At 53.9% G+C, this 12,116-nt stretch carries 7 protein-coding genes and 1 tRNA gene; 5 read left to right on the forward strand and 3 right to left on the reverse strand.

Annotated features, from left to right (window positions below; genetic code table 11):
* The first annotated feature begins 634 nt into the window (after positions 1-634).
* The 4 genes from pcnB to panB are packed head-to-tail and all read left to right on the forward strand — an operon-like array spanning position 635 to position 4,018.
* On the forward strand, positions 635-1,969 hold the full coding sequence (gene pcnB, locus M6D89_RS08055) for a polynucleotide adenylyltransferase PcnB (protein WP_253967500.1): 1,335 nt from the start codon (positions 635-637) through the stop codon (positions 1,967-1,969).
* On the forward strand, positions 1,966-2,463 hold the full coding sequence (gene folK, locus M6D89_RS08060) for a 2-amino-4-hydroxy-6-hydroxymethyldihydropteridine diphosphokinase (protein WP_253967501.1): 498 nt from the start codon (positions 1,966-1,968) through the stop codon (positions 2,461-2,463). Before pcnB ends, folK begins: the two co-directional genes overlap by 4 nt.
* A gap of 31 nt (positions 2,464-2,494) precedes the next feature.
* The gene (locus M6D89_RS08065) at positions 2,495-3,178 is read left to right on the forward strand and encodes a deoxynucleoside kinase (protein WP_253967502.1); all 684 of its coding nucleotides are present in this window, start codon (positions 2,495-2,497) and stop codon (positions 3,176-3,178) included.
* Positions 3,179-3,193: 15 nt separating this feature from the next.
* Complete coding sequence (gene panB / locus M6D89_RS08070; protein ID WP_253967503.1) at positions 3,194-4,018, forward strand: 3-methyl-2-oxobutanoate hydroxymethyltransferase; 825 nt, start codon at positions 3,194-3,196, stop codon at positions 4,016-4,018.
* Positions 4,019-4,041: 23 nt separating this feature from the next.
* Here panB and M6D89_RS08075 read toward each other — a convergent pair whose 3' ends face one another.
* Positions 4,042-5,445, reverse strand: a complete 1,404-nt coding sequence (locus M6D89_RS08075; RefSeq protein ID WP_253967504.1) for a tetratricopeptide repeat protein — start codon at positions 5,443-5,445, stop codon at positions 4,042-4,044.
* 19 nt (positions 5,446-5,464) lie between these two features.
* A tRNA-Pro gene (locus M6D89_RS08080) sits at positions 5,465-5,541 on the reverse strand.
* Between the two features lie 855 nt (positions 5,542-6,396).
* Between M6D89_RS08080 and M6D89_RS08085 the strand changes: the two genes are divergently transcribed.
* Positions 6,397-10,653, forward strand: coding sequence for a pectate lyase family protein (locus M6D89_RS08085; protein WP_418930343.1), 4,257 nt, complete (start codon positions 6,397-6,399; stop codon positions 10,651-10,653).
* A gap of 109 nt (positions 10,654-10,762) precedes the next feature.
* On the opposite strand, the gene M6D89_RS08090 is transcribed toward M6D89_RS08085, so the two are convergent.
* Entirely contained in the window at positions 10,763-11,872 is a 1,110-nt protein-coding gene (locus tag M6D89_RS08090) for an endonuclease/exonuclease/phosphatase family protein (RefSeq protein ID WP_253967505.1), read from the reverse strand.
* Between the last annotated feature and the right edge of the window lie 244 nt (positions 11,873-12,116).

Below are 12,116 nucleotides of genomic sequence, written 5' to 3' on the forward strand. Positions count from 1 at the left end.
AGAACTGTAACCGCTGGAAATAACAAAAAGTAATATACCCTAAAGTGAAAATACTAACCCTTTGATTTTATTGTATTTTACAACCTTGGCACGAGCAGTGCTTTATACTGCGCACATAACAACAACAAACAATAAAAACGCTCAACCAATAACAACAACAAACAATAAGAAACGAACAAGCTTTAATAACAACAATAAACAATTAGAAAAGAGATAAGTTCAATAATAAGAACAACAAATAATAAGAAACGTAGAATTTATAAAAACAACAACAAACAATAAGAAACGGAATAGCAAGAATAACAACAAACAATAAAAACGAACGTCTAATAAAAACAACAAGACGATAATAAAAACAAAGCGGAATGACTGACTAGGCACCGTAAAGGATCGCAAGTGATTTGGATTGGGCAAGGACGCAATGCTCTTCCTCAAGAGCTGACATTGTGCCGCCCACTCCTACGGGAAAGCTTCGGCTTTCCCGTTTTACTTTCCACTCCCAGCCATTTATCCCCTAATTGATATCCTCCTGATTTTGCGCAACTTTCACGCCATACATGGGCATGCTAAACTCTGAGCTTTACAGGACGACAAGCGCCTTAGGCGCCACTACCTCACACTTGCAGATCTCTCTATGCTAAAACGGCTGTTTAAACTCATTACCCCCAAAAGCTCATCCGCTCGCGCCAACCAACAGCCGCTTATTATTCCCCGCGACCAGCACAATGTGTCGCGCAAGCTGATCAGCCACGCCGCTATCAAGGTAATGAAACAGCTCAACCAGCACGGCTACGAGGCCTACCTAGTGGGCGGCGGGGTGCGCGATCTGCTGCTGGGCGGGCAACCCAAAGATTTTGACGTGGCCACCAACGCCAAGCCCGAGCAGGTCAAAAGCCTGTTTCGCGGCGCCCGTATTGTGGGCCGTCGCTTTAAAATTGTTCACGTGCGCTTTGGCCGCGAAATCATTGAGGTAACCACCTTCCGCGGCCACCATGAGGCGGCCCGCAACGAGCATGGCATGGTACTGCGCGACAATGTCTACGGCAGTGTTCACTCGGATGCGGTGCGCCGCGACTTTACCGTCAATGCGCTCTACTACTCGCTGGACGGCTTTGTCGTACACGACTACACGGGCGGCATCCAAGATCTGGAACATCGCTTACTGCGAATTATCGGCGACCCAGATACCCGCTACCAGGAAGACCCAGTACGCATGCTGCGCGCGGTACGCTTTGCCGCCAAGCTGGGCTTTACCCTGGAGGACAAAACCGCCGCACCGATTCGCCCACAGGCTAATTTGCTGGCTAATATTCCTCCGGCACGGCTGTTTGAAGAAGTGTTAAAGCTGTTTTTGGCGGGCTCAGCCACCGCTACTTTCCATTTGTTGCGTGAGTACAATCTATTCGGCCAACTGTTTCCCGGCACGGAAGAGATTCTCGCCACGGGCGACCCCATTGCCCTGGCACTGGTCGAGCAGTGCATGACCAATACCGATAAACGCATTCGCGCCGGAAAGTCGGTAACACCAGCCTTTATTTACGCCGCTTTGTTGTGGCCCGTACAACAGGCCCGCCTGGCCGAGCTGCAAAAAAACATGCCCAAAGGGCAGGCCTTTGCCGAAGCCGCCAGTCAGGCGGTGGGGCAGCAACTGGCGCGCACCTCCATTCCCAAACGCTTTTTAATCCCCATGCGCGAAATCTGGGATATGCAGCACCGCCTGACTCTGCGTGGCGGCAATCGCGCCTTTACCCTGGTAGAGCACCCGCGGTTTCGCGCCGCCTACGACTTTACTTTGCTGCGCGAAGACGCCGGCGAAAAACTGGGCGGCCTGGGCAACTGGTGGACTCAATTTCAGGCCGCCGACCAGGACGAGCGCCAGCGTATGGTGAGCGCGATTAAGCTGCCCAACGCCAAACGTCGACGCCGCGGGGGCCGTAAAAAAGGCGCAAAACCCCAGGGCGACTCATGACCCCCAGCGTGTTTTGCTACCTGGGGCTCGGTAGTAATATGGATGACCCCGAACAGCATATTCGCCGCGCCATCGACGAGCTGGAAACCCTGCCCGGAACACAGCTTATCAACGTCTCGCCCCTTTACCGCTCCAAACCTGTGGGACCGCAAGACCAGGACGACTTTATCAACGCCGTCGCTTGCATCAGCACGACTCTGGCCCCGCACGATTTGCTGCACGCGTTGCAGGCCCTGGAGCAAGCCCACCAGCGCCAACGCTTGCGCCACTGGGGGCCGCGCACCCTGGATTTGGATATATTGCTCTACGGTGAGCAAACCCTAAACGACGCCGACCTGAGCATTCCCCACACCCATATGTATGAACGCACCTTTGTGCTTATCCCTCTGGCCGATATTGCTCCGGGGTTAACCCTGCCCGATGGCCGTAATCTGGACCAGTTGGCCGGGGAGTGCGACCGCTCAGAGCTGGTAGTTCTGGAAACGGCACTATAGAATGAGCCCAGCCAAGTAGAGGAGCATAAGCGTGGCCGAGCTGTTTGAAAAACTGGCGCTTGATTTAAGCAATATCGACCTCCCCCGCTATATCGCCATTGAAGGACCGATTGGAGTAGGCAAAACAACCTTAAGCCGCAATCTGGCCCAGCTTTTTAACTACGACCTACTGTTGGAGCTACCCCAGCAAAATCCCTTTTTAGAACGCTTTTACCAAGACCCCAAGTCGGTTGCCCTGCAAACCCAACTGTTTTTCCTGTTTCAACGCGCGGGACAAATTCAGCAGTTGCGTCAGAGCGACATGTTCAGCCAGGCCCGGGTGGCGGATTTTTTAATGGAAAAAGATCAACTGTTCGCCCAGGTAACGCTGGACGACGACGAGCTGGCGATCTACCAACAGGTATACGAAAAACTCACTCTGGATGCCCCCCAACCCGACTTGGTGATTTACCTGCAAGCGCCCCAAGACGTCCTGCAAGCGCGCGTTAAACAGCGCGGTGTCACCTACGAGCAAAGTATTAGCGATGAATACTTGCAGGTACTCAACGAGGCCTACACGTCTTTTTTCCACTACTATGACGCTGCCCCGCTTTTAATTGTCAACGCACAGGATTTAAACTTGGCCGACAATCGCGATCACTTTCGCCAACTGGTGGAATACATCACCACCATCAAAAGCGGACGTCACTACTACAACCCCACCCCCGTGCTGTAACCGTGGAGCTACCCCATGCCCTATGTGCAAGCCGATAATTCCGGCGGACTGGAAAAGAAAGTCACTGTACAAACCCTGCACGCTATGCGCGGGCGAGAGAAGTTCGTCATGGTGTCACTTTACGATGCCCCCATGGCGGCGATGGCACAAAAGTGCTCGGTAGAGGTGGTTTTGATTGGCGATTCGCTGGGTATGACCGTACTCGGCTACGACAGCGTTATCCCGGTGACCATGGAGCAGATGATTTACCACGTAGAGGCCGTAGCGCGGGGCAATAATAAATCGCTGATTATTGGCGATTTACCCTTTATGACCTACGCCACCCCCGAGCAGGCGCTAACCAATGCCACCCGCATCATGCAGGCCGGCGCCCACATGGTAAAACTCGAAGGCGGTGTCTGGCTGGCGGACACCATTCGCATACTGACCGACCGCGGTATTCCGGTGTGCGCTCACATCGGTCTCACCCCTCAGTCGGTTCACAAGTTTGGTGGTTTTCGGGTTCAGGGTCGCGATCAGGCGCGGGCCGACACCCTATTAAACGATACCGAACTGCTGAGCGACTCGGGCGCCGACCTGCTACTGGTTGAGTGTGTGCCCGCCGAGCTCGGGAAAGCCATTACCGCCGCCTCTCGTATTCCGGTGGTGGGGATTGGCGCGGGCGCCGACACCGACGCTCAGGTGCTGGTTATTAACGACATCCTGGGCCTTACGCCGCAACCCCCTAAGTTTTCGAAAAACTTTCTGGAGCAAACCGGCAATATCCCCGCCGCCCTTAAGCAGTACCGCGACGATGTTAAAGCCGGCGCCTTTCCGGCGGTTGAGCATCAGTTTCAATAGCGCTTACCGCTATCAACGCCGTTTTAGTCCCGCGCCAGCTTGGCTATAGCGCCGGCCCCGGCGCAGTGCGGGTAAGTTTTTACGACATACAAGGCCACAGCGCGAGCTTTTTGCGGCTGCTTTAAGGGCCCGGCGAGTGCTTTGGCGACCCGGGTATAGACATCAGCCACCCGCTCATCTCGCGCCACCCGGCGATGTAGATTACCTACCAGGGATACCATTAATTCGTACTTGCCGGCTTTCTCCAGCGCTTGGCTTAACGGCGCCGCCAGCTCGAGATCATTTATCCGGTACTCAGAATCGTGTTTTCGGGCTTGCTCTACGAGCGTGACCGCCTCTTTGCTTTGTCCCTGGCGCAGTAACAAATCGGCAAAGTAATCGGTGTGTCCGGCAAGGGCATCACCATCATCCAACTGATACAACAACTTCTGATACTGCCGATGCAGGTCAATGTCGTCCCGACAGATATCCAGTAAGCCCCGCAAAGACTGGCGGGCGCGATCAAGTTCGCCAGCAGCCTCCAGCACCTTTACCTCCCCCAACGCCTTGGCCCGGGCAAAGGCGCTATCGCCGAGCGGGGCTTTTGCTGACTGCTCGCTCACACCGCCCAATCCGTACTGAAACATGGCGTAACCCAACAGGGCATGAACCACCAGAGCAATATACCCCAGGCCCAACAGCGCTGTGGGCCAGAGCCATTGCCCGGCGTAAGGCATCAGCACCCCGTAACCCAGTGCCCCTAAGCCACCCACGACAAAGGCAAGCATAGCGACAAGTGCGACATAAGGCCCGAGCCCCATAGATGCGACCAGGCTTCCGAAGAGCAGTGGGTTAAGCGCTTTAAGCAGATTCTTGTGCGCGGCCAAAGCCATGGTTATCGCAGGATATAACAAGCCCAATAGAAGCCCCACCCCAATGGCGGCGCGAACATCCACCCAGTACGCCAGGGCCCAAATCCCCGCCGCAAACAAGGCCAAAAGCCCCAAAAGCTGCCAAAACAGTCCCCGGGAATCCGGCTTTAGCATGTCCAATAAACTCGGCGGCTCCACCTGCCCCATAGCACGGGCATCCATTACCTGAAAGCAATAGCGCACCAGCAGCGAAGCGTAAACCCCACTGAAAACAGCGGCGGCCATACCAGCCCCCACCAGGTAGACCCCACCGGCTCCCAACAGCAACAGCAAAAGCGCACGCCAATAGAGTGGATAAACCAGCAAATAGGGCAATACCTGCCAAAACGGCAACTGCAGATGGGGCGCACGGGCGTCAATCAGCGGGGCATGGCAAAGAATACAAACGGGGCCGGCCTTGCCCCAGCGCGGATCATAACCTTCGGGAATGCAGCTATCGCTAAAGCACGCATCACAGTGCTCGCAAAACCAAGCGGCTTTAGCCCCTTTTATAAAATCGCATTTTTTTCGGGCCATAGTCCTTATTGGAATAATATGGTCGGAGCGAGAGGATTCGAACCTCCGACCCCCTCGTCCCGAACGAGGTGCGCTACCAGGCTGCGCTACGCTCCGACTGCCAAGCGGCCACAGGCAGGCCGCCGAGGAAAGAGGCGCGATTATAACGCAAGGTTTTTTCCTGTGTAAATGGCGCCAACAGCGCCTTTACCACCGGAAAATAAGCGTCAAGCAAGCCGCAAAACAACCCGGCATAAAAAAGCCGACGCCTTGGGGGAAGCGTCGGCAAACAAGACCATTCTAGGAGTAACTAAAAGGAAAGAACCTAGTGACCCTCAGGTCACTGCGGAGCTGAATCGGGATATTTCTAACTCCGGTATATTCAGTATTGCCCAAAATGGGGAAACTTCCACCCCGAGCGCACTCCCCATTTAAACCAATTAGAGATAGCCGCTCTAACATGAAGACGATAAAGCTATATACCCAACTTTTGGTAAGTCCAATTAAAAATAACCGACATACCACTTTATAATTAAACAGTCGGTCGTTCTCTTTATTCCAGCCTGAAACATCGTGCCAACTGTTTATAAAAATATTATATTTTGCGCCAAAAGGTTATTTTTTACGACAAATAGATATAAAAACCAAAAACTCATCTCATTTCTTAATGATCTGGCTTTACAGAATAGCTAACCAGAACTATTCTGCCTTACCAATCAGGCTTTACCAATAATAATTGCCTGACTGAGACCGTATCGGATACTTCTCGAATGTGCAGCCGCACATCCGTAAAAGTCAGATGTTCTCGGGTGTTGTACAGCGGACTCGCTAAGGACGTACTTCACACCGGATGGGCTTTTACCACTCCGCAACAATGCGATTCACGCAATCGGTCGGCAAACCTTGCCAGCTGGTAACTGATTGCGACATCAACCCATAACATAACAATGGTAATGTCCAATGAAAGTCTCTATGCGTAATATGCTCACACCCAGTGCCTTGGCGCTAGCGGTCGCGGCAACCAGTGCTCCGGCGCTGGCAGTCGACGGCTTTGCCACCCAGAACGGCGGTACTACAGGCGGCGCCGGCGGCAATATTGTCTACGCCACTACCGGCACCGAAATTCACGCGGCGCTGTGCAACCGCCCCTCCAGCGATACCCCGGTTATTATTCATGTGGAAGGCACCATCGACCACGGCAACACCAGCAAGGTGTCGGGCGATAGCTGTAACACTGCCGATGATAAAATCGAAATTAAAGAAGTCAGTAACGTCTCGATTATCGGCGTAGGCTCGGGCGCGCTTTTTGACGAGCTGGGGATTCACCTGCGCAGCGCCTCCAATATCATTTTGCAAAACCTGCACGTGCGCAATGTGAAAAAATCCGGCTCACCCACCTCGAATGGCGGTGACGCCATCGGTATGGAGAGTGGAGTCTCCAATGTCTGGGCTGACCACTTGACCCTGGAAGCCACCGGTGGGGAAGACGACGGTTACGATGCCCTGTTCGACATGAAAAATGACACCAAGTACGTCACCTTGTCTTACAGCACCTTGCGCAACTCAGGTCGCGGCGGCCTGATCGGTTCCAGCAGTGGTGATACCGGCAACGGCCCGGTAACCTTCCACCACAATCTGTACGAGAACATCGGCTCGCGCACGCCACTGTTACGCGGCGGCACCGCACACTCGTACAACAACTACTTTAAAGGCCTGGAGAAATCCGGTATGAACCCGCGCGTAGGCGGGCAAATTAAAGTTGAACACAACTATATTCAAGACTCTAAAGACCCGCTGGGCACTTTCTACACTAACGATATGGGCTACTGGGAAGTCAACGGTAACATCTGGGACAACATTGAGTGGACCGACGATGACGATGACAACCATCCCGCTGGTCCCAACCCCACATCGACTACCAGTATCAGCATCCCCTACAGCTACAGCCTGGATGCGGCCAGTTGCGTACCGCAAATTATTCAGGCTACTGCGGGCGCCTATACTGGGCTAGCGGTTTCCAATCCCGACGATGACTGTGACGTTACCAGCAGCAGTAGCTCCAGCCAATCCAGTGTACCCAGCTCCAGTTCCAGCTCATCAGAGCAGAGCAGCTCGGATGGCGGCGGTGGCAACCCAGGCGTCAACCTGTCTATCGGTGCGGGCTCGGACGGTTCCAGCAAAGGTTCAGGTACCAGCTACGGCAATGTTCGCGATGGTGACACATCCAGCTATTGGCAGCCCGAGGGCTCCTCGGGTGAGCGCATTTCAGTCAAGTGGGATAGCGCCACCAGCTTTAACACTGTCGTGATTCGCGAACTGAATAACGCCACCAACGCCTGGCGCCTAGTCAATGATGATACCGGTGCTGAGCTGGCCTCGGGCAACGGTCTCGGCAGCGACGCGGTCATTAACTTCGCCGACACCACCGCTACCAAGGTAAACCTGTACATTGACAGCGCCAGCGGTGCTCCGCAAATTGGCGAATTTGAAGTGTATAACGGCACTGTGGCGAGCAGTTCTAGCTCGCAGGAGTCATCGTCTTCGTCGTCGGCAGCGCCCGGCGAAGTTAACCTGAACGTTACTGCTTCGGGAGACACCGCGCAGCTAAGCTGGAACATCGAAAACATTGATGTTCGCAACCAAGAAGTTTATCGCGACACCGACCCTGACCCATCGGGCCGTTTGCGTATTGCCACCGGCATTAGCGGCAATACCTACACCGATGCCGGGCTGACTGATGGAACTTACTACTACTGGGTTAAATTGACCGATCAAAACCTAGAGACATACAACTCTAACGGCGATGACGCAGTAATCAGCACCCAGGCCTCCACCCTGACTCTGGAAGAGTCTGAAGGCTTTTGCGGTGTGGACGGCTCGGTTGATAACAATCACGCCGGCTACAATGGTGACGGCTTTTCCAACACCGAGAACACCCAGGGCACCGGTATTGAATGGTCTGTGGTAGTTCCTTCCGCGGGCAACTACCAGCTTAACTGGCGCTACGCCAACGGTGGCGATGATCGCCCCGGAAACCTGATGGTGAACGGTGTAACACAAACCAATGTCAGCATGCCCGCCACCAGCAATTGGGACGATTACACCGGCACGGGCACTGTCAACGTCTATCTGGACGCGGGCTACAACGATTTACGTTTGCAGGCTACTGGCAGTTCGGGTCTCGCGAACGTGGACAGCCTGAGCATCACCGGCAATTCGCCGCAAGCGGGCGACTGTAATGGCGGCGGCGCAAGCTCCAGTAGCGAGGCCAGCTCGTCGGAGGCCTCAAGCTCTTCCGAGTCCAGTGCTTCCAGCGAGCCAGTTGAGCTGGGTGACAACAAAGCCTCCGATGCCGACGGCAGCAGTAAAGGTGACGGCTCAAGCTACGGTAATGTGGTCGACGGTAACAGTGGTTCTTACTGGCAGCCGGAATCCAGCAGCAACGAAACCATTTCTGTGAAGGGCATTTCGGGCAGCTTTAACACCGTAGTGGTGCGCGAGCTGAACAATGCCACTACCAGCTGGTCGCTGGTTAATCACGACAATGGCCAAGTGCTTGCCACTGGCGGCAGTCTGGGCAGCGAAGCGGTTATTACCGGCTTCGGCGATGTCTCAGCCAGCAAAGTTAGCCTGGAAATTCACAGTGCCACTACGGCGCCACAGATTGGCGAAATTGAAGTCTACAGCGCGAGCGGCCACTACGATGGCTCTAGCAGCTCATCTGAGTCCAGCGAGCAAAGCTCCAGTAGCTCGTCTGTAGTGTCCAGCTCATCTTCATCGTCTAGCTCTTCGGACGTACCACCCCCCGAAACAGAGTTGTCCGATGACTGTGTTGCCATTGCCACCGATCCCAACGTCAACTGGCGCTCCACCTCACTGCAAAGTGACCAGGAAATCGTCGAGTGCTTGTCCAACTCGCTGGGTCGTGCGGTCGGTTACGGTGAAAACGCTTTGGGCGGTTACGATCCTAACGGCAACAGCCAGCTGACCGTGATCACCAAAAACGACTCACAAGGTCGCAGCGTTGAACAGCAGCTGTTAGATGCCGTTACCGGTGATAACCACAACTGGATTGTGTTCGATAAATACGACTTCGCCAACGAGACCGAAATCTCGATGCATCGCAACCACTGCTCTAACCCAGATGTACTGGATGCGATTGACGGCAATGAAGCGCAATGTATCGACTACCGTCAGTGGTGTGACGACAAAGGCATTTCCAATGCGAACTGTGCGGTTGAGTTTTATAACGATCGCCTGAACGATAAAGATCTGCCGATCCGCAACACTAAAATCGGTTCCAACAAGACGCTGGACGGTCGTCTGAGCAATGGTTACTTCCGCTTTAACGGTTTTGCCATTGGTAGCGACAGCTCGGGTCAGCCGGTGCAAACCGCCGAGAGCGTGATTCTGACTCACCTGGACTTCCGCGGTGCGGGCCATACCGAAGACCATGGTCTGGACCCCGACATGATCCGCAACACAGGTGCGTCCCACGACATCTGGATTCACAAAAACACCTTCGACACCACCGGTGACGCAGCGTTTGATGTGAAAGTGGGTGCCTATGACATCACCATCTCGTTCAACAAGCTGATCAACGTCAAGCGAGCCGCGCTGCATGGTTCCAGTGACAGCCGCGAAATCAATTCGCAAATCACCACCACCATGCACCACAATGCGTTTATCACCACCGATGATCACTATGACGATCTGGGTAACACATTGCGCCGTATCCCACTGATCCGTCGCGGCACCTCGCACATGTTTGAAAACTTCTTTATGAACTATCGCAAAGACATTTTAAGTGTACGTGTCGGAGCTACCGTTCTGTGGGAAGACAACATGGTGTTGATGAACCGGATCCATCAGGAGAAAGACGATGTGTATCGCGCTCTGGAAGAACGCGTTGAAGAACTGGCTCGCGATGTAGACGACGGCAACTTCCGCTCAGAAAACACCCGCGTATGGTTCTCGGATGCCAACTGTAACCTGGACCCGTCACTGGAGTTTTTGATTACTGACTCATCCGGCAGCGTGTCCGACCTTGCGCAAAACTATTCGCAAGCCTCGCGCGACGCCATCAGTGCTAACCACTTGGGATCGGGTCAAGAGCTGGCTGATTACGTCACCGCCACCGCGGGTAAAGAGGGCCGCGTGCCGTTTAACTCGCCGCTGGGTTACGACCCACTCTACGTACTGGGGTTAGGCAAGGTCGCTTGCCAATAAAACCATAGCGTTGTAAAAAATCCTCTTGTTGCCGGCCCATAGGGCCGGCTTTTTTTGCGACACTTAAAGTGGCAACCGAACACTGCAAAAATAATGAGAACAGTAATGGCTAAAAGATTACATCCACCCACACCAAAAGGTGGTCAGAGCTGGTACGGCGATCAGCCACCAACGCAGCCTTCGGTTCGTTTTGCGCGGGCCAAAATACCCCGGACTCCGCCACCACTAAATCAGAAGACGGCAACACATAATCCGCACGCATTCCCCAAACGGCGGTATGATGCCGACTGTGAGGGTTATCCGAACGCGCCTCGACACCACCGGCGCTTCCCGGGTTTGGATCGGTAACGCGAGGATGATGCAACAAAGCTTTTATCGCGTCTTTATGCCCATCGCCTTCGTGAGGCGAGGCGTTTAAATCGCCCACAATAACAAAACTCGAATCTGGGCTCAGCCCACCCGTGGCGCCACTATCGTCATACAGATAATTGGCCTCGGCGGAAATATAATCCACCCAAAGGCGCACTTCATCGTGATTGCGCTTGCCGTTGCGATCCTCCGGGCCATCAAATACCGGCGGTGTAGGATGGCTGGCTAGCAAATGCAAGGTCTTGTCTTCGATTTTTACCGGAATATCCCAATGGGATTTAGACGATAAGCGAAATTCATCCCAGGCTTCGGGGGAATAATAAGGCGAACCCTCGAGATTACGGGGCTCTAACGCACCGGGTAAATCTTTCCATTTAAAGCGCTGAAAGCTTCTCACCGCCGCCGTATCAATCGGGTAGCGACTGAGCAATAGCATCCCGTACTGCCCAGGGTAATAGCCGAACCCGTAGGTATCGGCGGGCGTTGACACCTTGCCGTCGCCATTTAAATCAAATGGAAAAGCCACCCCCGTATTGACACTGGCACTGTAAAAGTAAGGGTACTCAATCGCCTCTGCGCCCTGCTGGGGCCGCGCCAGGTAGTTATCTTGAAACCACTTCACAGAGTGTTCGGGGTTAGCGGTATAGTCGAATTCGTTTAGCAACACAATGTCGGGCCGTACCGTCTGAATAATCGCGGCAATGTTGCTAATCTGGGCATTATCGCCTCGCTGCAACTGGTCCAACAATACGTCCGCCGAGTTGGCTGAAGGCTTAGTGCCCTCTGGCAGATAATTGCTGGCATCCATACTGACATTAAATGTCGCTATGCGTATTGGCGTTTGCGTCATTGTAGAATCTTCGCTCACTTTTTGACTATGGCAGCCAGCTAACCCCAAGACTGCGCAAAGTAGTAGTGCTCTTTTTAAAGCCATGGCATATCGCTCTTGCAAAAGCGGCGGAGTTTACCTGAGCCAGATGACATCTGTGTGATTCGCCCTCGCTCCAAGTCTGTCACATTAGTGTCAGCAAGTCGTCACGAATCGGTCACTTAACTTTCGCATTCTTACGCTAACGTCCAGTGGCCTTATAACA

The sequence above is a fragment of the Gilvimarinus xylanilyticus genome (genome assembly GCF_024195295.1).
GTDB classification, from domain to species: domain Bacteria; phylum Pseudomonadota; class Gammaproteobacteria; order Pseudomonadales; family Cellvibrionaceae; genus Gilvimarinus; species Gilvimarinus xylanilyticus.